The organism is Candidatus Palauibacter scopulicola (genome assembly GCF_947581915.1).
GTDB lineage: Bacteria > Gemmatimonadota > Gemmatimonadetes > Palauibacterales > Palauibacteraceae > Palauibacter > Palauibacter scopulicola.
The window spans coordinates 38313-63679 of sequence record NZ_CANPWG010000039.1 but is presented as its reverse complement, the minus strand read 5'-3'; the positions used below and the strand labels follow the sequence as shown (position 1 = coordinate 63679).

Genomic DNA, 25367 nt, shown 5'->3' with positions numbered 1-25367 from the left:
CATGGCATCGGGACGGCCGAGTCTCGCCGCGGGCCTCCACCTGCGGCAGGAACAGAAGGCGCAACCTCGCCTCTACCAGGCGATGGACCTTCTGCACATGCCGCTGCTCGACCTTCAGAGCCACCTGAGGGAGGCGCTCGTCGACAACCCGTTCCTCGACCTCGTGGAACCGGGGGACGAGCCGGACGACGCCGTCGACGAACTGTCCGAGTCCATCGCCGATGACGCGGGAGACAACCCTGCGGATGAGGCCGAGGAGGTGGACTGGGAGGACATTCTCCTCGACGACTTCGATGCGGGCGGGCGGCGCGAGGAATACGGGGACCGGGAGTACTACGCGCCCACGGCGGCCGCGGCGCAGACGCTCTGGGATCACCTTCACGAGCAGTTGAACCTGCTCCGTCTCGGCGAGCGTCAGGTGCGGATCGGCGAGGAGATCATCGGCAACGTCGACCGCGACGGGTTCCTCTCGTGCCCGCTCGACCGGATCGTCGAGGCGCTGGACCAGGTGTCGCGGGCGGAGGTGGAGGAGATGCTCGCCCGGATACAGTCCTTCGAACCGAGCGGCATCGCGGCGCGGGATCTGCGCGAAACGCTCATGCTGCAGTTGCGGGACCGTGGGGGGGAGGGGTCGCTGGCGCACCGGATCGTCGACGGACACTTCGATGACCTTGCGAACCGCCGGTGGTCGGAACTGGCGGAAGCGTTCGGGATCGAGCCGCGCGAGGTGCAGGCGGCGGCGGACGAGATCGCGAAGCTGGATCCCAAGCCCGGTCTCAGGTACGCGGATGCCTCGGAATCCTACGTAATCCCGGATCTCACGGTGGAGAAGGTCGAGGGGCGATATCGCGTCTCGCACGCCGACACGTCGCTGCCGCGGCTGAAGCTCTCGCCCGTCTATCGTGACGTGGCTGCGGACCGCGCCCGGTTCGAGGGGGAGAGCAGGGCGTTCATCTCGGAACGGCTCAACAGCGCGCGGTGGCTGATCCAGGCGATCGAGCAGCGCCGGCGGACCATGCTGAAGGTGATGGACTTCATCGTCGAGCGGCAGCACGACTTCTTCGAGAAGGGGGTCGAACACCTGCGGCCGCTCACGCTTCGCGACGTGGCCCGACACATCGAGATGCACGAATCCACCGTCTCTCGCGTGACGAACGGCAAGTACGCGCAGACGCCGCGCGGACTCTATCCGCTCAAGTTCTTCTTCTCGGGCGGCTATGCGACGCGCGGGGGGGAAGACCTGTCGTCGGAGGGCGTGCGGGCCCGAATCCGCAAGCTGGTGGCGGAGGAGGACCCCACGGCGCCGCTCAGCGACCACGAGATCACCGCCCGCCTCCAGGATGCCGGCGTTCGGATCGCGCGCCGCACGGTGGCGAAGTACCGGGACGGGCTCGGGATCCTCTCGGCGCGGCTGCGCAGGCGCGTATGAGCGATCCGGGAATCTCCGTCCTCGTCCCGGCGTACGACGAAGCCGAGAACATGCCCGAGCTGTTCGCGGAACTCGCGGCGACGTTCGCGAAGTACGAACTCGCAGCGGAGGTCGTCCTCGTCGACGACGGTTCCGCCGACGGGACCGCCGAAGCCGCCGAGGAGGCGGCCGCGCGGGCGGGACTGGAGGGCAGGGCCGTCGTGCTCCGGCACCGGGCGAACCGGGGCAAGACGGAGGCGATGCTCACGGCCGCGGCGGCGGCCCGGGGCGGGTATCTCGTCCTCTTCGACGCGGATCTGCAGCATTCAACGGAGGAGATCCCGCGTTTCGCGGCGAAGCTGGATGAGGGGTACGACCTCGTCGCCGGCCGCAAGGTGGGGCGCTACGAGAAGCGCTTCACGTCCTCCATTTACAACCGGCTCGCGCGCGCCATCTTCAAGGTGCCCGTGCGCGACCTCAACTCGATGAAGGCCTTCCGGGCCGATGTCCTCAAGGGTCTCCGGCTCCGGGACGACTGGCATCGCTATTTCGTCGTGCTCGCCCACGCCCGGGGTTACCGGCTCGGCGAACTGGACATCGACCTCCTCCCGCGACGGCATGGCGAACCCAAGTTCTCGGGCCGCCGGCGAATCCTGATTGGCGTGCTGGACATGGCGTCCGTCTGGTTCCAGCTCGTGTTCGGGCGCAAGCCGCTGCTCTTCTTCGGCACGAGCGGCCTCGCGCTGATTGCGGCGGGCTGCGTCACGGGGCTGACCGCGCTGGTACTGCGCTTCGGGTTCGGCCTCGGATACCGCCCTCTCCTCACGCTCGTGGTTCTTCTCGTCGTGGGAGGCCTCCTCCTCTTCATCCTCGGCTTCCTCGCAGAGACGATGGCCCAACTAAGGGACGAGATCGAAGACCTCAAGCGCGACCGCGACGACGGCCCGTGAAGACCCGCGACGCTCCCGCGGAAGATCCGTGCGAGTTCTGTGGCGGGACCTCGATCAAGACGAAGTACGACTTCGGTCCGCAGCGGATCGTTCGCTGTGTGAACTGCACCTTCATGTGGCTGACGCCCCGGCCCACCGAAGAGGAACTGCACGAGATCTACGGGTTCGACTATTACCGGAACGACGCCTTCTTCGCCCACGGAAACGAGACCCTATACGGCTACTACGACTATTTCTCGGAGCGCTTCATCAAGCAGCACGATCACCGGCGGATCGTCGACCGCCTCGCCGAGATGAGCGGCGGCGCACCGGGCGAAGCCCCGCGGTTTCTCGACATCGGCTGCGGCCTGGGCTACCTGCTGGATGTCGCGCACGATGGCGGGTTCGCGGTTGAAGGAGTGGAATACAATCCGGAGGCCGTGAAGTGGATCACGGCCAAGTACAGGTTCCCCGTCTATTGCGGCGACTTCATGAAGTACGACGGAGAGGGTTTTGACGCCGTCGCGATGCTCGACGTCATCGAACATCTTCCGCAGCCGCTTGAGGCTCTTCGCCGGGTCGCCGCTCTGGTGGCGCCCGGCGGCGTGTTCGTCCTGTCAACGATGGATTCGGATTCCCTCGTGTCCCGCCTCATCGGAAAGCGGCTTGAGGATTTTCGCCGGACGAGGGAACATCTCTACTTCTTCAACCGAAAGACGATCACTGGCGCACTGGAGCGGGCCGGTTTCGAGGTGTTGAGGATAGAGTCGTACGGGTTGACCATTCAGATGGATTTTCTGGCGGCGCGCGCGCGGCTGGCCTTTCCGGTGGTCGGGGCAGCGCTTGAGCGCCTGGTTCGTTGGGGCCGCCTCGCGAACGTGCGGTTTCGATTCGACCCACGTACGAAGATGATCGTGTATGCGCGCCGGATCCGCCGGACTCCGGGATCGTCCGCCGAGGAGGCGGGAGGCGGCGCGTGAGCGAGAGCTGGAGCCGGGACCGAATCCGGGGTGTGTTGAGCAGCCGCACCGTGCGAACCATCGGCGCGCTGGCGGCCCTGCACCTCCTGCTTTGTGCGGTCCTGTTCGATCCCAAGATCCATACGGGAGGGGATAGCGCCACGTACGTCCTCCTGGCGGAGAGCATCCTGCGGGCGGGAGACGGCTTTGCGCTCTCGATGGCTCCGGGGGCGCCCGAAGCACATACCCACTACCCTCCGGGCTACCCGATTCTCCTCGCCCCCGCCGTCGCCCTGTTCGGCCGGAACTTCGTCGTACTCAAGCTCCTGTCCGTCCTGTTCACGACGGCGTCGGTGGTCATCTTCTGCCTCTACGCGCGAGGCGGCCGTGAGCGGGCGCCGTGGTGGTGTATCGGCTTGGCCTTTGCCGTCAACCCGGGCGTGATCGATTACTCGCGATGGATCCTGAGCGAAGCCCCGTTCCTGCTCTTTACCCTTGTCGCACTGTGGGCGCTACGCGAAGACGGGAAGGCCGACCGAATGGGACCGGTGTTCGTCGTCGCCCTGCTCGCGTCCGTCGCGAGCTTCTATGTGCGCTCCATCGGCGCCCTCCTCCTCGCCGGGACCTCGATCGCGTACCTGGTCCATCGAAGGTGGCCCCGGCTGATCGTACATGGACTGGTCGGGAGCGCGCTCACGATTCCGTGGCTCCTGAGGAACCGGTACGTCGCGGACAGCGCCAGCCCGTATTTCGCACAGTTCCGCCTGGCGAACGTGTACACTCCGGAAGCCGGCTACCTCGATCTTGCCGGGTTTGCGGGCCGCTTCCTGGAGAACCTCTGGCTCTATGCCTCGCGTGAAATGCCGAGGGCGCTGGTGGGTTCGGACAGTCCGTGGGCCCAGCTTCCCATCGTGAGCCTCGCGGGCATTGCCGTGTGCGTACTCGCGCTGTTGGGCCTGACGCTGGCCTTCCGCAAGCCGGGCGCGGCGGAGTTCTACGCGGTGTTCATGGGCCTGGCGATCCTGCTGTTCCAGGAAAGCGTAAACGATGTTCGCTACTTGGTGCCCCTGTTGCCGCTGGTGCTGGTCTACGTATTCGATACGGTGGGTCTGCTGACCCGCCAAGTACGGCGACGGCCCTTCGGATTCTCCGCCCCGGCCGCCGCGATGATCGCTCTGGCCGGCGTGGGGCTGTGGTCCGCAGCGGCGCGGGCGCCCGCGAATACCGACATGATCCGACGATACGGGGCCGGCGACCCCTACGCGGGATATCATCCCGCATGGCGCAACTTCTTCGAGGCTGCGGCATGGGTGGAGGAGAACACGCCCGGCGATGCGGTCGTCACGGTGCGAAAGCCGCGCCTGTTTCACGCACTTACGGGGCGGCGGGTGCGGATGTATCCCCTCAGCACCCCGGATTCGGTGCTGGCCGTGGTGCGGTCGACCGACTTCGTAGTTTTGGATCCGATCCACGGGACGAACGTCCGGTATCTGCTTCCGGGCATTCAACAGGCACCGGAAGCCTTCTTCCCGGTTCATGAGACGGGGGAGCCTACGACCCACGTCCTGGGCGTCCGAAACGAAGAGCGTCCGTGATGCGCGCTCCCGGTGCCGGGGCGGCGGGGCGGCCGCGTCCCGCCGTCGTCATCGGTGCGTTCGTCTTCCTGGTGGCCGCACTCGTTGCGGTTGCCGTGGCCCTGTCCGGCCGCTGGGACGCCTGGGCGGCGGTGGCCGGGGCGGAGGGCGTAGGTTGGCGGCTCCGCGCGCCGTGGCTGGTCGGCGCGGTGGCCTGCGAAGTCCTGGCCCTGTTGGCCGGCGCCGCCCTCTGGGCTTTCGTGTTCCGCGCCTGCGGCGCCCGCATGGGCGTGCGGGAAGGCGTCTCCGTGTGGCTCGGGTCGCAACTCGCCCGATACCTGCCGGGCAGGATCTGGCAGGCCACGGGTCTCGTCGCCTACGTCCGCGCGCGCGGCGATTCCGGCGTGGTCGCGCTCACGGTGGCGCTCGTCCTCCAGGCGGGCACGCTCGCCACCGGCGCGGGCATCGGGGCGGCCGTGCTCGGCCCGGGCGTCTTCGGCGCCATCGGACCGTGGTCGGCAGCGTTCGGCGTGCTCGCCATCGGCGCCGCCCTCGCGCCGCCCGCGCTTCGCGCCATGATCCGCCTGGGCCGCCGGCTGTTGCGGGAACCGCCCGATTCCGAGCCTCCCGAGGTGAGGGGAGGCCTCCTCCTGCGGGCCACGCTGGCGCGCCTCGTGCTGTGGCTGCCGCACGGCCTCGGTTTCTGGCTGCTGCTCGAAGGGATGCTCGTGTCGAACCCTCTGGGCCCGCTCGAGGCGATCGGAGTGTTCGCCGTCGCCTACGTGGCCGGATACCTGGTCATCCTGGCCCCCGCCGGCATGATCGTGCGCGAGGCGGCCCTGGCGAGCCTGCTCGGCGTTGCGGGGGGCCTTCCGATCGGGCCCGCGGCCGCGCTGGCCCTGGCCGCCAGGCTCTGGTCCACGCTGGCCGAAATCGTCGGGTTCGCGATCGCCGCGCTGATCGGGTTGGGTGCTCGCCGGAGGTAATCGCGAAGCCGAAGCGCAGTGGAGTTGCCCCGGGCTGGCAGGTACGTTGGGCGCAGTGTGAACAGGCCTGAGGTAAGGCGATGATTGGCGGTGCCATGCATGCGTTCGAAGGATAAACGGCGGCGCGGCCCCGAGCCGGCGCTCGAGCGGGGAAACGACGGGGCGAATCCCGGACCTGCGGCTGTCGTGCCGCGCTGGGCTCCGTGGGTCTTGTTCCCCGCCCTCGGGATCGTGCTCTTCGCATCCTTCATATTCAGCGATGCGATGCTGGTGGGCACCGATACACTCTCCGGGGGATATCACGCCCGCGCCCTCTACGCGGAGGACATCAGGGAACTTGGCCGGGTGCCGCTCTGGCAGCCCGAGGTTCTGGGAGGCACTCCGTACATTGACGGGCTGAGCGCGGGCGATGCGCTCTATCCCCCGTCGTTGCTCCTTCTGCTCCTCACCGAGACGTATCGGTCGTTGGGCTGGAAACTCATCCTGCACGTGATCGCCGCGGGATTCTTCATGTTTGGCTGGACCCGGGCCCTCGGCGTCTCGCGGAGTGCGGCACTGGTGTCCGGCGTCGGTTACATGCTGGCCCCGGTGATGGTGAGTCTCGTCTACGGAGGGCAGGACGGGAAGCTGTTCGTGACCGCCCTTGCGCCCCTTCTGTTTCTCTGTACGGAGCGCTTCTTCCTGCGCCCCCGGTTGAGTTCGTTCACCGGCATCGCGCTCGTTGTAGCGGCGGTCATCCTGACGCCGCACTTCCAGTTGGCGTACTTCCTGTTCGCGGCCGCCGGAGCGTTCGCAATCTTCAGGACGATCCGCCTCCTGCGGCGGGGGTCCAGAAGTCTGTCCGGCGTGCGGAGCCGCCGTGCGCTGGGCCGGTTCGGGTTTTTTCTGCTGGCTTCGGTCGCGGGCGCGATCATCGCCGGGGGACAGCTCATCCCCGCTGTCGACTACGTGTCCGAGTTCTCCCGCCGCACGGCCACGTCCGGTGAACTCGCGGGGGAAACCGGCGAGGCATGGTCGAGTTCGTGGTCGCTCCACCCAGAGGAGGTGGCCTCGCTCGTGATCCCGCAGTTCGTCGGCAGCAGCGTGAACGGATCCGCCGCGTGGGCCGCGGGCACCTACTGGGGCCGCAATCCGTTCAAGCTCAATTCCGAGTACGCGGGACTGGTGCTGCTGCTGCTGGCGGCGGTGTCCTTTGCCGGCGGCGCCAGACGTGGCACGCGCTGGTTCTTCGCCGGACTGGCCGGCGCCGTCCTCCTGTTCGCGCTCGGCGCGCATACGCCTGTATGGCGCGTCGCCTACGAAGTCGTGCCCGGCATCCGAATGTTCCGGGCTCCGTCCACGGCGATGTTTCTGTTCGCATTCTCCGTGGCGACGCTGGCTGCCCTGGGCGTCGACCGCCTTCGCGCCGCGCGGCGGGAGGCGCCGGCGTCGGACAAGCCGGAGCGCGTGCTCCTCTGGGGCGCCGCCATCCTGGGGGGTGTGGCGCTACTCGCCTCGGTCGGGCGTTTGACGTCCACGTGGACGGCGGTCTTCGGGATCGACGAAGGGCGCCAGGCCGCGCTGGCCGCAGCCGCGCCGCACATCACAGAGGGGGCCTGGCTCGCGTTCGTGCTGGCGGGAGTCCTCGTGATCCTGGCGTGGGCCTACCGCGGGTCCCGCCTCCGGCCGGCCCTGTTCGTTCTCGGACTCGTCGCCCTGGTGGCCACGGACGCGCTGCGGGTGGACCGGATCTTCGTTCAGACGATGGACTTCCACCAATGGGCCGCCCCGGATCCGAACATCCAGGCGGTGCTGGAACGCGAGAGGGGGAGCGAGGAGCCCTACCGCATGCTGTCCCTGCGGAGGGCGGGGCAGGATCTCGATCCGGTCCTGAGCGGGATCGAAATGGCGGCCGGCCACCATCCGAACGACCTCGCCCGGTACCGCGAACTGATCGGGATGGCGGGTTCCGGGCTTCCGCTCAACCTCCTGCAGTCCGGCAACATCCGGGCCCTGCTCAACGTGCGCTACATCCTCTGGCCCGATCTTGCCATGGGGCAGTCTCCCGCCGGTCCGGTCCTCAGCCGCACGCAAACGCCGGACGGTCGGACCGTGGAGTCCGTGTTCGAGGAGGCGGGGTTGCCTCGCGCCCGCCTCGTGGGCTCCGCCGTCGTCAAAACCGACGAGGAGGCCGTGCCCTACATGCTGTCTCCGGACTTCGATCCGGAAAGGGAAGTGGTCCTGGCCGACGCGCCGTCGCTGGAGCTAGACGGGGGTTCGGTGAGTGGGGAGGTGACATGGCTCGAGCGCGGACCGGATCGGCTTCGGCTCGAGGTATCCGCCGAGCGGCCCGCCCTCCTCGTGGTCGCGGACAACTGGTATCCCGCGTGGAAGGCTCGCGTGAACGGGGAGAGCGTGCCGGTCATGCGTGCGTACCACACGCTGCGGGCAGTGCCGGTGCCGGCCGGACGGGCACAGGTGGAGATGTACTACGAATCCGGTCTGTTGATGTGGTCGTTCTGGCTGGGAGTCGCGGTGTTGCTTGCCCTGCTGGCTGCCAACGGCGTTCAGTTCCGGCGCGCGCGCTCGGAGAGAAGCTCCGCGTAGATCTCCTCGTGGCGGTCCGCCAGGCGTTCGTTGCTCCACTGCGAGACCACCCGCCGGCGGGCCTCGGCCCCCAGATCCGGCAATCGACCACCCTCCAGCAGCCCTGTGACCAGCCGTGCCAGGCTCACCGGGTCGGCGGGCTCACAGAGACCTCCGACGCCGTCGTCGACAATCTCCGGGAGACCTCCGACGTTCGTCGCCGCCACCGGAAGTTCGCACGCCATCGCCTCGAGCGCGGCCACGGATGTTGCTTCCATGAGGGAAGGGAAGACGGCGAGGTCGCACGAGGACAGCAGTCGAGGCATCTCGGCGTGCGGCCGGGCCCCGAGGAAGCTCACCCGGTCCGAGACCCCGAGCTCGCGTGCCAGCGCCTCGAGCCGATCCCGTTCCGGGCCGTCGCCCACGATGAGCGCTTCCACGCCGACATGTTCGGCGATGAGCGGGAGCGCCCGCACGAAGTACTCGACGCCGTTCTTCTCGAACAGGCGTCGCGGGGCGATGAGGCGGGCGGGTCGCTCCGTACCGCGGCTCGGCTCCGGCGCGCCTGTGCGCCGGAACGTCTCGGTGTCCACGCCGTTCGTCAGCGGCTCCACGTGCGCGCCGGGAGCGATAGACTCGCCGACGTCCGCGATCTCCCTGCTCGCCGCGAGATTGTGGTCCGCCGCCCGCAGGAACCCGCGGAAAACCGGACGCCAGAAACGGGATTCCGCACGTCGGAGGAAATGGCTCGTGTGGTAGGTGGTGACGATCGGAGTCCCGCTCGTGCCGCGCGCCACGAGGCAGGGCGGGACCGCCGCAATATCCTGCGCGTGGAGGATATCCGCCTCCCCGGCCCACTCGATGAAGCTCGGCAGCGACCCCAGCGCGTGTGCGGCCCAGCCTGGCGTGTTTCGTGCCGGGAGCCATGTCCTGCGAAGCTCCACGCCGTCCATGGTCTCGAACGGCGGGAGGCCGGGCAGCGAAGCGGACGTCACCACGCGCACCGTGTGCCCTCGTGCCGCCAGTGCGCGGCAGAGAAAGTGCACGTGACTCTCCAGCCCTCCGACCTCGGGCGCATAGTAGACGGTGTGCATGAGGATGTTCATCCGGTCCAATCCTCGAGTCGGCGCGTCCGTCCGAGCAGGTCCGCGGCCAGGATGTCCGCGATCCGCTCGCCCGCTCGCCCGTCCCCGTATGGATTGCGGGGCGGTTCACGGCCGGGCTCACGAGACAGGGCCGCACGGGCACGCTCCGCGATGAGCCGGCGATCCGTGCCGACGAGTTCGGCGACGCCGGCCTCCACTCCCTCCGGACGCTCCGTGACATCCCGCAATACGAGGACCGGCGTGGCGAACGTCGGCGCCTCCTCCTGAATGCCGCCGGAATCGGTCATCACGAGCGCCGCGGATTCCAGCGCCGCTACGAGGTCCAGGTAGTCGAGCGGCTCCGTGAGGTGGATGCGCGGGTGGTCCGCCAGCGACTCACGCGCCGGCACGAGCACGTTCGGGTTGGGATGGACGGGATAGAGCACGCACACATCGAGGTGTGCATCGGCCACGTCCCGCACGGCCCGAAAGATCTCGGTGAGAGGAGGGCCGAAAGCCTCGCGGCGATGCGCGGTCAAGAGCACGAGCCGCGCCTCGCCGCCCCGGACCCGCGACCGGATCTCCGCCAGGGAAGGATCCCTTACAGGTCGTTCGCGCCGGGCGACGGAGAGCAGGGCGTCGACCACCGTATTCCCGGTGACGAACACCGTGTCCGGCGAGGTGTTCTCTCGCAGCAACTCGTCACGCGCCCGGATCGTCGGGGCGAAATGGTACTCGGATGCGACATCCGTGAGGCGGCGCAGGATCTCCTCGGGGAAGGGCGCGTAGCGGTCGTGACTCCGGAGTCCCGCCTCCACGTGCCCCACCTTCACCTTCTCGAGGAACCCGGCCAGCGAAGCGGCGAACACCGTCGCCGTGTCGCCCTGCACGAGGAGGACGTCCGGCGCGGCTTCGCGCAGGATGGTACGCAGGTCCCGGAGCACGCGGCTCACGACATCCGCCACGTCCTGGCCTTCCCGCATCACGTTCAGCCGGTAGTCCGGCACGATGCCGAAGACGTCGATGGCCGGCTCCACGAGGTCCAGGTGTTGCCCGCTCAGCGCGACCTTCGTTTCCAGCGCCGGTGCGAGGCGACAAAGCGCTTCATGGACCGGCGCCATCTTGATCGCCTCCGGACGGGTCCCGATCACGATCAGGATTCGCGGCACCGTGGTCATTCTTCGTCGGCCTGCTTAACGATGAGCCCGCCGCTGCGCCCGACCCTGGTGAACGGCAAGCCGTGGCGGTCCGTGAATTCGGAGTAGGCCTGGAGGGCGCCGTCCGCCCAGTTCGGTTCGATGCAGTCATCGAGGACGAATCCGCCGCCGGGGACGACGAGGGGCCAGATCGCATCGAGCACGTGCCGAGTGGGCATGTAGAGGTCCACGTCCAGCAGCACCGCGCCGACCGGGCCCGTGACGTCCGCCCAGTCCACCTGCGCGCAGTCGCCCTCGACGATGCGGAAATTCGAGTAGCCCAGGCGCGAGAGACCGTGTTCGTACACCCGGCGGTCCAGGTAGGTATAGTCCGAGATCTCCGACCTCGTCTTGCCCCGCTCGCCGGTCTCATGCGCGATGCTCTCCGGCGTGAAGCCGTCGAACGTGTCCACCAGCACCAGGTCGCGCGGATCGCCGGTCGTCGACAGATGTTCGAGGATGAACACCGAACTGTCGCCGCGGCCGACGCCGATCTCCACCACGGCCCCTCCCGTCCCTCGCGTGGCTTCGATGAGGCCCACCATCGCTGCCAGTACCCCCGGATCCACCCAGTACGGATACGTCGGCAGCATGACGTTCCGCAGCAGCGGGGTCCGGTACACGATGCGCCTGGCCCCGCCCACGAGGCCGGGCAGGCGGCGGTGGAGGGCGCGGACGAGCGAGGCGAGCAACCCCGCCCGGCGCACGTCGCCCTCGGCGGGTCCAGCCTCGGGGGACGATTTGCGGAGCGGGGATGCCACCGACTATTCCTTTCTCGCACGACTCCGCGCCCGAAATGTGTGGGGACGGCGGAACCGGCGGGGTCGCCTGGAATGCCGAGGCGACCTGGGCCGCCGGCCGAGTCGCGGGCGGGGAACCTGATGCTGGTTTGAGGATACGAACCCCAAAGCTACGCAGCGACCGACAGGCTGCCAAACGTCCGAGGAGGGGAGGGTGGCCATGGCCCGTCCAGTGTCGCGTATCGCGCCTCCGCGCCTTCTGACCCTTGCCGTGGTTGTCGGTTGCGGGGGAGGGGACAGTCTCGTCGTGGATCCCGACCCGGCACCCCCGGCGCCCCCGGAGAACCGGGCGCCCGAGGCCACGGGTGCCATTCCGGCGCAATCCATTGTCGCCGGCACGAACGCCACAGTGGACCTCTCGCAGTTCTTCCGGGATCCGGATGGCGACGCACTGACATACGGCGCCGCATCGTCCGACACGCTCGTCGCGGAGGCCGCGGTGTCCGGCGCGCGGTTGATCCTCATCGCCGTGTCCCGGGGTGCGGCATCGGCCACCGTCACCGCGAGCGACGGGAGGGGTGGGGAGGCCAGTCTGTCGTTCTCCGTGACGGTTCCGAACCTGGCGCCGACGCCCGTGAGCGAGATCGCCTCACGGACGCTGGTCACGGGCGGTACGGAGACCATCGATGTCTCCGGTTACTTCACCGATCCGGAAGGCGATGCCCTGACCTACAGTGCTGCCTCATCCGACCCGCTCGTAGCGGGGGTCTCCGTTGCCGGGAGCGAGTTGACCATGGTCGGGCTCTCGCGGGGCACGGCGGAGGCGACGGTGACGGCGCGGGACCACGAAGAAGCCGAAGCCCGGCAGAGCTTCGAACTGGCGGTCTGCGCGGTTCCGGGAGGCATCCTGCACTGGTGGTCGGGCGAAGGCAGCGGCGCCGACCGTATCGGGGGCGTGGACGCGACGCTCATGCACGGAGCGGGCTACGCCGAGGGCGTTCCCGGCGCCGGGGAGGCCTTCTCCTTCGATGGCGTGGATGCGATCGCGCTCGTGCCGAACGCGCCCACCCTCAAGCCGGCGGGGCCGTTCTCCGTCATGGCGTGGGCCAAACCGGGACCGGACGAGGCCAGCGGCAGCGGCACCGCCCTCGGAAAGGGACACCCCTGGCAGGAGTCGTGGCTGCTCGACAACCACAACGGCCGGTGGAGGTCGGTCCTCAGAGTGCGGCCCGGCTTCGGCGGAGACGCGAGGGTCTACGGACCGCGCCTTGTCGCCGGCGAGTGGACCCACCTGGCCATGACCTGGGACGGCCAGCGCCTCACGTTCTACGTCAACGGAGAAGCGCAGGGGACGCACCGCGCCGGGAGCATCAACCCGACCGACGGGCCCGTCGGCATCGGATCGCGAAGCGAGGAGGGGTTCTCGGACGACGCATTGGAGGTGGAGTTCGAGGGAGAGATCGACGAAGCGATGTTCTTCGGGCGCGCGCTCGGCGTGGAGGGAATTCGGTCGGTAATCGAAAACACTGCCGTTGGTTTCTGCGATTCCTGAGCCGACGTAAATTCCGGCTGCCATGAGCCCGGACACGTCCCCCACTCCCTCGGCGGATTCCGACGAGGACCTGATCGCCGCCGTCCCCACAGGCAGCGAGCGGGGTCTCGTCATCCTGCCCACGTACAACGAGGTCGATTCCATCGCCGGGATCGTCGAGGGCGTGCTGGCGCAGGACCGCCGGCTCTCGGTCCTCGTCGTCGACGATGCGTCGCCCGACGGGACCGGTGCTCTCGTCGACTCGCTCGCCGCGGCGGAACCGCGCGTGAACGTGCTGCACCGGGAGGGGAAGCTGGGGCTCGGGACCGCCTACATCGCCGGTTTCCGCTGGGCGCTCGAGCGGGATTTCGAGTGGATCTTCGAGATGGACGCCGACGGATCGCATGACGCGCGCTATATTCCCGATATGATCGCCGCGACCGGCCGCTTCGATGTCGTCGTCGGCTCCCGCTATACCGCGGGGGTGAACGTCATCAACTGGCCGATGTCGCGCCTGCTCCTCAGCTACTACGCGAACAAGTACGCGCGCATCGCCACGGGACTGCGCCTCGCCGACTCCACGAGCGGCTTCAAGTGCTTCACGCGCCGCGTACTGGAGGCGATCGACCTCGACCGCGTAGGATCGACCGGGTACACGTTCCAGATCGAGATGAACTTCCGGGCATGGAAGAAGGGGTTCCGGGTCGGGGAAGTCCCCATCGTGTTCACGGACCGCCGCCTCGGACAGAGCAAGATGTCGGGGGCCATCGTGCGCGAGGCGGTGTGGCGGGTGTGGGCGCTGCGGCTGCGGTCCCTCATCGGGAGGCTGTGATGGCCAGAAACCGGACGATGTCGTACTTCCCGTCCCGGCGGGAACCCGCGCGTCCGGCGATCGACTACGACAACCATCCGGTCTTCTCGAAGCGACCGCAGTGGAGGTGCGAGACCCACCGCATCATCTTCGGCAACCTGACTCGCGGCGGCCGGCTCTTCGACCTCAGCCTCATCGGCGTCATCCTGGCCAGCGTGGTCGTCGTGATGCTCGAGAGCGTGCAGGATTTCAACGTTCGCGCTCGGAGCCTGCTGTGGACGCTCGAATGGGTGTTCACGGCGCTGTTCACGGCCGAGTACATACTCCGCCTCGTCGCGGCGGAGCGGGCCGGCCAATACGCCCGTTCCTTTTTCGGGGTCATCGACCTGCTCGCCGTTCTGCCCAACTTCGTGGGGTTGCTGATCCCGGGAGGACAGGCGCTCGCCGTCATCCGCCTGCTGCGGGTGCTGCGCGTGTTCCGGGTCCTGAAGCTCGCCCAGTTCGTGGGGGGAGAGCGACTCCTGATCAACGCGCTGCGCTCCAGCGCCTACAAGGTCGCCGTCTTCATCGTCGCGGTGCTCGTCGTGGTGACGCTCGTGGGCGCGGCGATGTACGTGATCGAGGGCGCCGACTCGGGCTTCAGCAGCATCCCCCGGGGCGTCTACTGGGCCATTGTGACCGTGACGACGGTGGGCTTCGGCGACATCACGCCGCAGACCACGACGGGACAGATGCTCGCCGCGCTCCTCATGATCCTGGGGTACGGCGTGATCGCAGTCCCGACGGGCATCGTGACGGCCGAGATCACGGGCGGCCGTGACGCGAGAATGCGCGCCGCCATGGAGCGGGTCTGCCTGCGCTGCGCCAGGTCCGGCCACGATCCGGATGCGCGCCACTGCAAGCACTGCGGCACCGAACTGCTCGAATGACCCAACCGCGGCGAGATATGCGGAGGAGGCTGTCCGTGCGCGGCGACCGGCTCGCGAAGGCCCTGTTCGGCGTCGTCCTGGCGGCCGTGTGTACGGCGTCGGGGCTCGCGGCCCAGGCCAACGCCGCCGATGAGGTGGACGTTGCGGTGCTCCGGCCCGGCGCTCCGATACCCATCCCCCGCATCTCCGAGACGATCGACGTGGACGGGGTCGTGAACGAACCCGTGTGGGAGACGATCGACCCGCTTCCCCTCTTCATCATGTCGCCCACCCACGGCGGCGAGCAGACGGAACGGACGGAGATCCGTCTAGCGCACGATGACCGGTACCTCTACGTCTCCGGACGGATGTACGATTCGAACCCGGACGGAATCCGCGTAAACACCTTCTATCGTGATAGTTACAGCGGCGACGACCTGTTCTCGTTCGTGATCGACAGCTACAACGACTACGAGACGGCGCTCTGGTTCGGCACGACCCCGGCCGGAGTCCGGCAGGACCGCTCGATTTCCAACGACGCCGAGTTCAGCGGCGACCTCCCGCCCTTCAACGAGGACTGGAACGCGCACTGGGACGTCCAGACGACCCGCAACGGGGAAGGGTGGTTCGCGGAGTTCCGCATCCCGTTCTCGACGCTGGGATTCCAGGCGGAGGGCGATGAGGTGACGATGGGGATCACCATCTATCGCTACATCGGCCGGAAGAACGAACGCCAGGTATACCCCCCGATCGCGCGCGAGTGGGGCCGGCTCGCCTTCATGAAGCCGTCGCAGACGCAGCGCGTGACGCTGCGCGAAGTCCGGCCCACCGCGCCGGTCTACGTGACCCCGTACGCGCTCGGCGGCCTGCGCCGGACGCCGGTGCTGCGCGAGCCCGCGGACGCGGCCGCCTACTGGGCGACGGAACAGGACCGGACCACGGAACCGGGCGTCGATCTCAAGTATTCGCCATCGTCCAACCTGGCCATCGATCTCACGGTCAACACCGACTTCGCCCAGGTGGAGGCGGACGAGCAGCAGGTGAACCTCACCCGCTTCTCGCTATTCTTCCCGGAGAAACGGCAGTTCTTTCAGGAACGGTCGTCGACCTTCGACTTCGGGACCGGCGGCTTCACGGACCGCGTCTTCTTCAGCCGGAGGGTCGGCCTCGAAGGCGGGGAACTGGTGCGGATCTATGGAGGCGCGCGGGTCGTTGGCCGCATGGGCGGACTGGACTACGGGCTCCTGAACATGCAGACGGCTCCCGCGGGAGGGCGCTCGGGAGAAAACGTCGGCGTGATGCGGGTAAAGCAGCAGGTGTTCAATCCGTACTCCTTCGTCGGGGGGATCGTGGCGACCCGGCTCGGGGGGAACGGCCAGGACAACGTCGCCTACGGCGTGGACACGCAGATCCGCCCCCTCGGCAACGAGTGGGTGACGCTCACCTGGGCGCAGACGTTCGACGAGGCGGTGAACGAGCGGAATCCGCTCGACGCGGGGCTGTTCCGCGTGCGGTGGGAGCGGAGAACGGACCGCGGCGTGTCGTACAACCTCTACTACCGGCGCGTGGGCCCCGACTACACGCCGCGGCTCGGCTTCCAGTTGCGGAGCGACTTCACGCTCTTCGGCGGCGAGGTCGGCCACACCTGGCTTCGGGGTCCGAGCGCTTCGCTGAACACCGTCACGCTGTCGGTCATGGGCGAGAGCTACTATCGGAACGCCGACGTCACGCCGGAGTCCCAATCGATCCGCCCCGAACTGGAACTCGCCTTCAAGTCGGGGTCGCGGATTGCGGCGTATTCGAACACGCAGTTCGAGGACATCCGGACGCCGTTTCGCGTCACCGGCCTCTCGATCCCTGCGGGGGAGTACTGGTTCCGGGAAGTGGGTATCGACTGGATGCTGCCGCGCACCGCGATCTTCCGCGGAGACATCAGGACCACCGTGGGGAGCTTCTACGACGGCCGGCGGGCGGGCCTGATCTTCAACCCGATGTGGAGCGTGTCCCGTTACCTGGAGGTCGGCGGTGGCTACGAGGTTAACCGGATCGAGTTTCCGAACCGGGGCGAGGCGGCGACCGCGCAACTCGCCCGGGTGCGACTCGCCTTCGCCCTCAATCCGCAGGTCTCGTTCAGCACCTTCGCGCAGTACAACAACCTCGACGAGCGCATGAGCATCAACGCCCGCTTCCGCTATCACTTCCGGGAGGGAACGGACCTCTGGATCGTGTACAACGAGGGGCTGAACTTCGACCGCGAACGGGGATTCGATCCGAGGCTGCCCTGGTCGGCCGGGCGCAACGTCATGATCAAGTACTCGCACACCTTCAGCTGGTAGCCTGGGGGGCGCCGGCCACTCGGCGGCCGACGCGCCCTCCGCCGCCGGGATTGAACCCCCGGACTCGCCGGGGTGTTCTCTTCGGCGAGCAGACCTTCCCGGTGCCACCCCCGACCCTGGGGACATGCCGTTGACCCACATCGGCCGTCCATCTCGGCAACTCGCGACGCGGTGCGCGTGGATCGTGGCGGTCTGCCTGCCGGCGGCGCCCGCGCTCTCCGCGCAAACCGGAACCTCCGGCCAGATCGATGCGGCGGGATTCCGCTCGCCCGTTCCCGTTCCCATCCCCCGGCTCGCGGGGGAGATCGACGTTGACGGCGTCGTCGACGAGCCGGCCTGGGATGCGATCGAGCCGCTCCCGATGTTCATGTGGGCCCCCAACCACGGGGGCGAGATGACGGAGCAGACCGAGGTACGGATCGCCCACGATGACGAATACCTCTACCTCTCCGGACGGATGTACGACTCGAACCCCGAGGGCATTCGGGCGAACACCTACCTCCGGGATGCGTTCAGCGGCGACGATCTCCTCTCGTTCGTGGTCGACAGCTACAACGACTACGAGACCGGGGCCTGGCTCGGGACCACGCCCGCCGGCGTCCGCCAGGATCGCTCGCTCTCCAACGACGGCGACTTCACGGGCGACGTGATGCCGTTCAACGTGGACTGGAACGCCCACTGGCAGGTCGTCACGTCGCGGAACGACGAGGGCTGGTTCGCGGAATACCGGGTCCCGTTCTCCACGCTCGGCTTCCAGGCGCAGGGGGACGAGGTGACGATGGGGATCATCGTCTACCGCTTCATCGCCCGGAAGAACGAGCGCCACGTCTTCCCGTTCATCGGCCGCGAATGGGGGCAGGGGGGCTTCCTGAAGCCGTCGCAGGGCCAGCGCATGACGCTGCGCGGCGTGCGGCCCACGACGCCGGCCTACGTGACCCCGTACGTGCTCGGGGGCTTGAGCCGGACGCCGGTGCTCAGGAAACCGTCGGACGCCGCCTCCTTCTGGGGGACGGAGCGGGATCGGGTGGCGGAGCCGGGCGTCGACCTCAAGTACTCCCCCTCGTCGAATCTGGCGATCGACCTCACCGTCAACACGGACTTCGCGCAGGTGGAGGCGGACGACCAGCAGGTGAACCTCACCCGGTTCTCGCTCTTCTTCCCCGAGAAACGGCAGTTTTTCCAGGAACGCTCCTCGACCTTCGATTTCGGGACGGGAGGGTTCACCGACCGCGTGTTCTTCAGCCGCCGTATTGGGCTCGAAGCGGGCGAACTCGTCCGCATCTACGGCGGCGCGAGGCTCGTCGGCCGGCTGGCGGGCCTGGACTTCGGGATCCTCAACATGCAGACGGCGCCGACCGCGGGGCGGTCGGGCGAGAACATGGGCGTCATGCGCCTCAAGCAGCAGGTGCTCAATCCGTATTCGTTCGTCGGCGGGATCCTCACGACCCGCTACGGCTCCAACGGCCGGAACAACGTCGCCTACGGCCTGGATTCGCAACTGCGCCTGTTCGGGGACGAATACCTGACGCTCACCTGGGCGCAGACGCAGGACGAGGTGGTCAGGGAGCGCAACGTGCTCGACGCGAGCCTTGTGCGGGCGCGCTGGGAGCGGCGGACGGATCGCGGCGTCTCCTACAATCTCTTCTACCGGCGCGTGGGCCCGGACTACCTGCCGCGCCTCGGCTTTCAGCTCCGGAACGACTTCACGCTGTTCGGCGGCGAGTTGGCCCATACCTGGCTCCGCGGGGCCGACGCGACGCTGAACGCCATCACCCTGGCGCTGGTGGGCGAGAACTACCAGCGCAACGTCGACCTCACCCTCGAGTCCCGCTCGGTCCGTCCCGAGGTGCGGCTCGAATTCAAGTCGACCGCGATGATCACGGCCTACGCGAACAGCCAGATCGAGGACATCCGGAGGCCGTTTTCGGTCGGCGCGGTGTCCATCGTGCCGGGGGAACACCGGTTCACGGAGGCCGGGATCGACTGGCAGCTGCCGCGCAGCACGATCTTCCGCGGTGACATCCGGACGACGGCGGGGAGCTTCTACGATGGGCGGCGCGTGGGTCTCATCTTCAACCCCACGTGGACCGTCTCCCGCTACCTGGAGGTCGTCGGGGGCTACGAGGTGAACCGGCTCGAGTTCCCCGACCGGGGCGAAGCGACGACGACGCACCTGGGCCGGCTGCGGCTGAACTTCGCCTTCAACACGCACATCTCGTTCAGCGCCTTCGCGCAGTACAACAACCTCGACGAGCGGACGAGCGTCAACGCGCGCTTCCGCTATCACTTCAGGGAGGGCACGGACCTCTGGATTGTGTATAATGAAGGGTTCAACTTCGAACGGGACCGGGGGCTCGATCCGAGGCTGCCGTGGTCGGCGGGGCGAAACATCATGATCAAATACTCCCACACCTTCATCTGGTGAAGCTGCGCGCGACGGGCAGGGAAGCGGGATCCTCCGCGCGGACGGCGCTGTGGCTGTGCGCCATGCTCACGGCGCTGGCGCCGGTCGCCGCGGCCGCGCAGGACGGCGGGCGCGGGAAGCCCCCGGTGCCTCTCCACCGGCTCGACGGGCAGGGGCAGATCGACATCGACGGCTTCGTCGACGAACCCGCGTGGCTGGACATCGACCCCGTGCCGCTCGTGGTGTATTCGCCCACTTACGGCCAGGCCCCTACCGAGGAGACGCGGATCCGGATCGCGTACGATGACGCGTACCTGTATGTCTCGGGGCAGCTGTTCGATTCGGACCTCGGCGGGATCCGGGCGAACAGCTTCGCTCGCGACGGGTTCAGCGGCGACGACCAGTTCTCGGTCGTGATCGACAGCTACAACGACCACGAGACGGCCGTGTCCTTCGTGGTGAACCCCAACGGCGCGCGGTCCGACCGCGCGGTTTGGGGCGATGCGGAGTGGACGGCGGGCACCCGGCCCTTCAACAGCGACTGGAACGCGCACTGGGACGGCGCCGTCCAGCGGACGAACGACGGCTGGTCGGCGGAGATGCGGATCCCGTTCTCGACGCTCGGGTTCCAGAATACGGGCGGGGAAGTGACGATGGGGCTCACCGTCTACCGCTCGATTTCGCGGAAGAACGAGCGCCACGTCTACCCCGACATCTCGCCCGAGTACGGCTTTTTCGGCTTCGGCAAACCGTCGCTGGCGCAACGGGTCACCTTCCGGGGCGTGAATCGCGCGAACCCGATCTACGTGACGCCGTACGTCCTCGGAGGGATGACGCAGATCCCGACGCTGCGAGAACCGCCGGACGTGCGGGCGTACTGGGAGACGATGGACGACCCCACCGGGGAACCGGGCCTCGACTTCAAGTACTCGCCCTCGTCGAACCTGTCGATCGACCTCACGGCGAACACCGACTTCGCCCAGGTGGAGGCGGACGACCAGCAGATCAATGTCACGCGGTTCCCCCTCTTCTTCCCGGAGAAACGGCAGTTCTTCCAGGAACGCTCGGCGACCTTCGACTTTGCCACCGGCGGCGTCACCGACCGCGTCTTCTTCAGCCGCCGGATCGGGCTGGACCGCGGCGAACTCGTCCGCATCTACGGGGGTGCGCGCGTGGTGGGCCGGGCCGGCGGGCTCGACTTCGGCCTGCTGAACATGCAGACGGCCCCCGCAGTCGGGCGGCCGGGCGAGAACATGGGCGTGCTGCGGCTCAAGCAGCAGGTCTTCAACCAGAATTCTTCCGTCGGCGGCATCGTCACCACGCGCGTCGATGCGTACGGCAAGACGAACGTGGCGTACGGGGCGGACAGCGAGGTGCGGGTGTTCGGGGACGAATACCTGACGCTGCGCTGGGCCCAGTCCTTCGATGACGATGTCGCGGAGCGGAACCCGCTCGACGCGGGGTCCTTCTTCGCGCAGTTCGAGCGGAGGAGGCAGGAGGGGTTCGCCTACAGCGCCCAGTATCGCCGCGTGGGAGGGGACTATCTGCCGCGCCTGGGCTTCCAGCTGCGGAACGAGTTCACGCTGTTCGGCGGATCGGCTGGCTATTCCTGGTTCATGGGCGCCAACTCGGCGCTCCGCGCCGTGACGCTCAGCGGCGACACACAGCACTACTACAGGAACGTGGATCTCACGCCGGAATCACGAGTTATCGCTCCTCAGGTGATGATCGGCATGAAGTCGGGAACGTTCCTGATGCTCACGTCCCGTTCGAGCTTCGAGAGCATCCGGAACCCGTTCGGGATCGCGGGCCTGACGATCGACCCGGGGGAATACTGGTTCCACGAAGCCGATGCCTCCCTCCGGCTCTCGCGCGGCGGCCTCGTGCGGGGGGAAATCGGCGGTTCGGCCGGCAGCTTCTACGACGGTCGCCGCGTGAGTCTCCGCCTGAGTCCGGCGCTGAATCTCTCCCGGCACTTCGAGATCCGCCCGAGCTACGACGTCAACCGCTTCGAGTTGCCGAACCGGGACTTCCTGACGACGCACCTCGCGAGACTCAACCTGGATTTCGCGCTCGACACGCACCTCTCGCTGAGCACGCTCGCCCAGTACAACTCGACGACGGACCAGGTGAGCGTCAACGCGCGCTTCCGCTACCACTTCCGCGAGGGCGTGGATCTGTGGGTGGTCTACAACGAGGGCTACTTCATGGACCGCACCAACGGCGGCGTCGACCCGCGCCTCCCGTTCTCGTCCGGGCGCGCGCTCATGGTGAAATACTCCCACACCTTCACCTTCTAGGCGGGGACGAGGACGGAGAGAACGATACGCGGGCAGGTGATACCTCCTGTAAGTTTACATAATATATCTTATGCGCCATTACGGGGGTCGTGCGGCAGCCCCAGTACTGTCCACGGATGTTCGGGGATCCGGCCAGGTGTTCGGCGATTACCCGCTGCCGGCGCGGCGGGCCTTGATCTCTCCGAGTCGGAGCCGGTAGACGCCGGCCTCCACCGGGTCCTCCCGCGCGGCTTCCTCGGCGATGGCGGCGAAGATCGTCTCGGCTTCCTCGAGACGGCCGAGGGACGCGAGGATTCTCGCGGCGGCGGCGCGAGCCTCGCGGCGCTGGAAGGCGAAACGCGCCGTCTCACCCAGCGATTCCCACGTGGCGAGCGCGGTCTCCGCGTCGCCGGACGCTTCCTGTGCCGCCGCGAGGAGCGTGCGTGCGGCGAGTCCGACCGGACGGTCCGGCGCCTCCGAGATTGTGCTCGCAACCTGTGCGGCCTCCACGGACCGCCCCTGGTCGAGATAGGTCCGCGCAAGGAGAAGCCGGCCTTCGTTCGCCGCCGCGACGTTATCGAAGCGCTCGACGTAGGTTTCGAGATCGGCGATGAGGAGTTGGGGGTCGGTGGCGGCCATCCGCAGCGTCGCGAGTTCGGACGCCGCCTGCTCGCGCACCGAGGCCTGGAAGTTCGTGTAGTACACGAAACCCACGACGACCATCGCGATGCCGGCGGCCCCCACCAGCACCGCCCGCATGTTCCTGTTGACCCAGGTGGCCAGGCGGAAGGTGGACCGCACGAAGGCATCCTGCCGTCCGCCTTCGTCGTCCGGTCGTTTTCCGCTGGCGAGCGCGTCCGCCATCTGCCGTCCCCTCCTCGTTTCCTGCTCGGTGTCGAACGGCGTGAAGCTACCCGGCACGGCGGATCGCCGCTACCAGTATCACGGGCGGTCGGGGCCGCGCTCGCCGGCGATGCGGTCGATGGCAAGGACGGCCGCCGCCCCGAGGAGCGCGAGCGCCGCCGCCGGCCAGATCTCGCCGGCGCCCTCGGGCCAGCGGTTCGCCAACAGCCACTCGATGCGGCCATCGCTGTGCGTGTACAGCTCGCGGATCTGCGCCTTCCACGGCCACAGCGCGTTGAGCGAGCCGAGGAGAAACCCCGTGAGCACGGCCAGCGTGGGATTCCGGTGGCGCGCGAGGAGGCGGCGCAGGGCGCGGCTGAACGCGAGCAGGCCGACGACGACCCCGAGGCCCACGGCCCCGATCCGTGAGGAATCCAGGCTGTCGAGGGCCGCGATCACGGGAGCGTACGCGCCCAGGATGAGCAGGATGAAGCTGCCGGAGATGCCGGGCAGGATCATCGCGCACGCCGCCACGGCCGCGGCCGCCGCGAGAAAGAGGGGCGCGTCGGAGCGGATGAGCGGAGGCAGCGACGTGACGACGGCGGCCAGTACGGCCCCGGCGGCGGCAAGGGTCCAGGTGCCGGCCCGGCGATCCGTGACCCGCCGGCCGACGAGCGGGACCGACGCCGCCACGAGGCCGAAGAAGAAGGCCCACAGCTCCACGGGCCGGTTCGCGAGCAGCCAGTGCAGCAATCCGGCGAAGGCGAACACGCTCGTGCCGATGCCGGCGAGCAGGACGGCGAGGAAGCCCAGGTTGCCCGCCTGCCAGGCGCCGCGCACCCCCCGCTCCCGGAACGCTCCGAGCAGGCGGCGGTCGAGACCCGCAATCGTGGCGACGAGTTCGTCGTAGATGCCCGAGATGAAGGCGATCGTCCCGCCGGAAACGCCGGGCACGAGATCCGCCAGCCCCATGGCGAGGCCCTTCGCGTACACCCCGGCCCAGGCTCTCACGGGTTCCTCCCGGCCCGCCCGCCCCGCTGTCCATCCTCGATGAGGGGGACGAAGCGGGCGCCGGTGATCGTCTCCCTCTCGTAATCGTCTCCGCGTCGCGTGTAGCGCCGCAGTTCCTGTCGTCGCGTGCCCACGGGTACGATCAGGCGGCCTCCATCGGCCAGCTGTCTGAAGAGCGCTTCCGGCGGGCGGGCGGCGGCCGCCGCGCCCACGATGATCGCCCGGAAGGGAGCGTGACGCGGCCAGCCCCGGGTACCGTCCCCGTGCATGAGACGCGCGTCCACGCCCAGGCGGTCCAGCGTGCGCGCCGCGGCCTCGTAGAGCGAAGCGATCCGCTCGATGGAGTACACCCTCGCCCCGAGCGCTGCGAGGAGCGCCGTCTGAAACCCGGCCCCCGTCCCCACTTCCAGGACGCGGTGACCGGGCCGGATTTCCGCGTATTCGAGGCTGAGGGCGTGGATTGTGGGGCTCGAAATGGTCTGCCCCCGGCCGATGGGGAGCGGCACATCCTCGTAGGCGCGGGCGCGCATCACGTCGGGAATGAACGCGTGCCGCGGCACGCTGTCGAAGGCGTGCAGGACGGCCAGGTCGCTCACCCCCCCATCGCGGAGCCGTTCCACGAGGCGACGGCGGTCGCGCCGGTAGTCCGCCGCGGGGTCCCGCTCCGTCAGCCTCCCAGCCGCCACGACCTCACCTCGTTCAGCAGTTCGAAATTCGTCAGGTCCAGGTGGAGCGGCGTCACCGAGACGAAGCCGGCCCGCACGGCGCGGAAGTCGGAATCCTCGCGGCCGCGCCAGGCCGAATGTCCTCCTCCGATCTTGAAGTACTCGGTTCCCTCCTCATCGTGGATCCGGCGGAGCGAGTCGTGGTACACGCGGCGCCCGAGCGCCGTCACCGTGATCCCCTTCACCTGGCCCGCCGGGCGGTCCGGAAGGTTGACGTTGAAAAACGTCTCATCCGGAAAGGACTCCCGGTCGAGACAGGCGGCGATGATCCGACCGAGCAGCGCCTCGTAGGTCTCGAGGACGCGGTCGTCGCTCCCGGTGAACGAGAAGGCGATCGCGGGCACGCCGAGGATCGTCGCCTCCATCGCCGCCGCCACGGTGCCGGAGTAGAGCACGTCCTCTCCCATGTTGGGGCCGTGATTGACGCCCGAGAGGACGAAGCGGGGCCGTGCATCGAGGATCTCCTTCAGCGCGAGGAGGACGCAATCGGTCGGGGTCCCGTCCACCATGTAGCGTCGCGGTCCGAGCCGCGTCAGCCGGAGGGGGCGGAACAGCGAGAGCGCATGGCTCGTGGCGCTCTGCTCCCGGTCCGGCGCCACCGTCCACACGTCGCCGAACGCGTCCGCCACGCGGGCGAGCAACGCGAGTCCGGTCGACTTCACGCCGTCGTCGTTCGTGCACAGGAGGACGGGTTTTTCCGCTTCGGTCACCCGGCCTCGCCGTCCTCTAGAAGCCGGACCAGTTCGTCGGCCTCCCTCCGGAGGTCGCGGATCGTCTCCCGGTCCCAGGCCACGCGCGCCTCCGCCGCGAGTTCCCCGCCCGCGCGCAGCTGGTCGAGCTTCCGCCTCGCGCCCTCGATCGTGTACCGCTCCGTGTAGAGGAGGTGGCGCAGGAGCTGCACGAGCTGGATCTGCTTCGGGCGGTACACCCGGTTCCCCGCCCGGTTCTTCGTGGGGCGAAGCGCCGAGAATTGCGTTTCCCAATAGCGCAGAACGTGCGGCTTGAGATCCGCGATCTCGCACACTTCCCCGATCGAGTAGTACTCCTTCGGGGCGATGCGGTCGGACACGCTTTCCC

General features: G+C 68.3%; 20 protein-coding genes. 12 read left to right on the top strand and 8 right to left on the bottom strand.

Annotation, left to right across the window (positions count from 1 at the left end; all coding sequences use genetic code 11):
• Position 1 precedes the first annotated feature (1 nt).
• The 6 genes from rpoN (at position 2) to RN743_RS07665 (ending at position 8442) form a co-directional block, all read left to right on the top strand.
• Positions 2 to 1429 (top strand): RNA polymerase factor sigma-54, encoded by a 1428-nt coding sequence (rpoN, locus tag RN743_RS07690; protein ID WP_310778419.1) that lies wholly within the window; start codon positions 2 to 4, stop codon positions 1427 to 1429.
• Positions 1426 to 2358 carry a glycosyltransferase gene (locus RN743_RS07685; protein WP_310778416.1) on the top strand — a complete coding sequence of 311 codons (933 nt, stop codon included), beginning with the start codon at positions 1426 to 1428 and terminating at the stop codon, positions 2356 to 2358. Before rpoN ends, RN743_RS07685 begins: the two co-directional genes overlap by 4 nt.
• The gene (locus RN743_RS07680; RefSeq protein WP_310778413.1) at positions 2355 to 3317 is read left to right on the top strand and encodes a class I SAM-dependent methyltransferase; all 963 of its coding nucleotides are present in this window, start codon (positions 2355 to 2357) and stop codon (positions 3315 to 3317) included. Before RN743_RS07685 ends, RN743_RS07680 begins: the two co-directional genes overlap by 4 nt.
• Entirely contained in the window at positions 3314 to 4891 is a 1578-nt protein-coding gene (locus RN743_RS07675) for a hypothetical protein (protein WP_310778410.1), read from the top strand. Before RN743_RS07680 ends, RN743_RS07675 begins: the two co-directional genes overlap by 4 nt.
• On the top strand, positions 4891 to 5856 hold the full coding sequence (locus RN743_RS07670; RefSeq protein ID WP_310778407.1) for a hypothetical protein: 966 nt from the start codon (positions 4891 to 4893) through the stop codon (positions 5854 to 5856). Before RN743_RS07675 ends, RN743_RS07670 begins: the two co-directional genes overlap by 1 nt.
• 99 nt (positions 5857 to 5955) lie before the next feature.
• Complete coding sequence (locus RN743_RS07665; protein ID WP_310778402.1) at positions 5956 to 8442, top strand: hypothetical protein; 2487 nt, start codon at positions 5956 to 5958, stop codon at positions 8440 to 8442.
• Here the strand turns inward: RN743_RS07665 and RN743_RS07660 are convergent.
• From RN743_RS07660 to RN743_RS07650, 3 genes are read right to left on the bottom strand one after another with little or no spacing between them, the layout of a single operon-like run.
• Entirely contained in the window at positions 8403 to 9527 is a 1125-nt protein-coding gene (locus tag RN743_RS07660; RefSeq protein ID WP_310778401.1) for a glycosyltransferase family 4 protein, read from the bottom strand. The two genes, RN743_RS07665 and RN743_RS07660, sit on opposite strands and share 40 nt — an antisense overlap.
• Complete coding sequence (gene wecB, locus RN743_RS07655) at positions 9524 to 10675, bottom strand: UDP-N-acetylglucosamine 2-epimerase (non-hydrolyzing) (protein WP_310778398.1); 1152 nt, start codon at positions 10673 to 10675, stop codon at positions 9524 to 9526. The genes RN743_RS07660 and wecB overlap by 4 nt, the downstream gene beginning before the upstream one ends.
• A gap of 5 nt (positions 10676 to 10680) precedes the next feature.
• Positions 10681 to 11463 (bottom strand): TylF/MycF/NovP-related O-methyltransferase, encoded by a 783-nt coding sequence (locus RN743_RS07650; RefSeq protein WP_310778395.1) that lies wholly within the window; start codon positions 11461 to 11463, stop codon positions 10681 to 10683.
• A gap of 199 nt (positions 11464 to 11662) precedes the next feature.
• Here RN743_RS07650 and RN743_RS07645 point away from each other — a divergent pair, with 199 nt between their 5' ends.
• The 6 genes from RN743_RS07645 (at position 11663) to RN743_RS07620 (ending at position 21732) form a co-directional block, all read left to right on the top strand.
• Positions 11663 to 12994 (top strand): LamG-like jellyroll fold domain-containing protein, encoded by a 1332-nt coding sequence (locus tag RN743_RS07645; protein WP_310778391.1) that lies wholly within the window; start codon positions 11663 to 11665, stop codon positions 12992 to 12994.
• 22 nt (positions 12995 to 13016) lie between these two features.
• A complete protein-coding gene (locus tag RN743_RS07640) occupies positions 13017 to 13805 on the top strand; it encodes a polyprenol monophosphomannose synthase (RefSeq protein WP_310778388.1) in 789 nt (262 codons plus the stop codon).
• Positions 13805 to 14713, top strand: a complete 909-nt coding sequence (locus tag RN743_RS07635) for an ion transporter (RefSeq protein ID WP_310778386.1) — start codon at positions 13805 to 13807, stop codon at positions 14711 to 14713. The genes RN743_RS07640 and RN743_RS07635 overlap by 1 nt, the downstream gene beginning before the upstream one ends.
• Positions 14714 to 14748: 35 nt before the next feature.
• A complete protein-coding gene (locus RN743_RS07630; RefSeq protein ID WP_310778382.1) occupies positions 14749 to 17028 on the top strand; it encodes a DUF5916 domain-containing protein in 2280 nt (759 codons plus the stop codon).
• Positions 17029 to 17158: 130 nt separating this feature from the next.
• The gene (locus RN743_RS07625) at positions 17159 to 19453 is read left to right on the top strand and encodes a DUF5916 domain-containing protein (protein ID WP_310778380.1); all 2295 of its coding nucleotides are present in this window, start codon (positions 17159 to 17161) and stop codon (positions 19451 to 19453) included.
• Complete coding sequence (locus tag RN743_RS07620) at positions 19450 to 21732, top strand: DUF5916 domain-containing protein (protein ID WP_310778378.1); 2283 nt, start codon at positions 19450 to 19452, stop codon at positions 21730 to 21732. The genes RN743_RS07625 and RN743_RS07620 overlap by 4 nt, the downstream gene beginning before the upstream one ends.
• A gap of 147 nt (positions 21733 to 21879) precedes the next feature.
• Here the strand turns inward: RN743_RS07620 and RN743_RS07615 are convergent, their stop codons facing one another.
• The 5 genes from RN743_RS07615 to RN743_RS07595 are packed head-to-tail and all read right to left on the bottom strand — an operon-like array spanning position 21880 to position 25359.
• Positions 21880 to 22632: a tetratricopeptide repeat protein gene (locus RN743_RS07615; protein ID WP_310778375.1), complete on the bottom strand. Its 753-nt coding sequence runs from the start codon at positions 22630 to 22632 to the stop codon at positions 21880 to 21882.
• Positions 22633 to 22653: 21 nt separating this feature from the next.
• Positions 22654 to 23565 carry a DUF368 domain-containing protein gene (locus RN743_RS07610; RefSeq protein WP_310778372.1) on the bottom strand — a complete coding sequence of 304 codons (912 nt, stop codon included), beginning with the start codon at positions 23563 to 23565 and terminating at the stop codon, positions 22654 to 22656.
• Positions 23562 to 24251, bottom strand: a complete 690-nt coding sequence (locus RN743_RS07605) for a protein-L-isoaspartate(D-aspartate) O-methyltransferase (protein ID WP_310778369.1) — start codon at positions 24249 to 24251, stop codon at positions 23562 to 23564. Before RN743_RS07605 ends, RN743_RS07610 begins: the two co-directional genes overlap by 4 nt.
• A complete protein-coding gene (gene surE / locus RN743_RS07600; RefSeq protein WP_310778366.1) occupies positions 24233 to 25000 on the bottom strand; it encodes a 5'/3'-nucleotidase SurE in 768 nt (255 codons plus the stop codon). Before surE ends, RN743_RS07605 begins: the two co-directional genes overlap by 19 nt.
• Positions 24997 to 25359 (bottom strand): MerR family transcriptional regulator, encoded by a 363-nt coding sequence (locus RN743_RS07595; RefSeq protein ID WP_310778363.1) that lies wholly within the window; start codon positions 25357 to 25359, stop codon positions 24997 to 24999. The genes surE and RN743_RS07595 overlap by 4 nt, the downstream gene beginning before the upstream one ends.
• Positions 25360 to 25367: the final 8 nt, after the last annotated feature.

What these genes read in the sequence shown, in the direction of transcription:
- RN743_RS07635 (WP_310778386.1), top strand. Translation starts at nt 13,805, where the DNA reads ATGGCCAGAAACCGGACGATGTCGTACTTCCCGTCCCGGCGGGAACCC.
- RN743_RS07665 (WP_310778402.1), top strand. Translation starts at nt 5,956, where the DNA reads ATGCGTTCGAAGGATAAACGGCGGCGCGGCCCCGAGCCGGCGCTCGAG.
- rpoN (WP_310778419.1), top strand. Translation starts at nt 2, where the DNA reads ATGGCATCGGGACGGCCGAGTCTCGCCGCGGGCCTCCACCTGCGGCAG.
- RN743_RS07660 (WP_310778401.1), bottom strand. Translation starts at nt 9,527, where the DNA reads ATGAACATCCTCATGCACACCGTCTACTATGCGCCCGAGGTCGGAGGG.
- RN743_RS07670 (WP_310778407.1), top strand. Translation starts at nt 4,891, where the DNA reads ATGCGCGCTCCCGGTGCCGGGGCGGCGGGGCGGCCGCGTCCCGCCGTC.
- RN743_RS07685 (WP_310778416.1), top strand. Translation starts at nt 1,426, where the DNA reads ATGAGCGATCCGGGAATCTCCGTCCTCGTCCCGGCGTACGACGAAGCC.
- RN743_RS07645 (WP_310778391.1), top strand. Translation starts at nt 11,663, where the DNA reads ATGGCCCGTCCAGTGTCGCGTATCGCGCCTCCGCGCCTTCTGACCCTT.
- RN743_RS07640 (WP_310778388.1), top strand. Translation starts at nt 13,017, where the DNA reads ATGAGCCCGGACACGTCCCCCACTCCCTCGGCGGATTCCGACGAGGAC.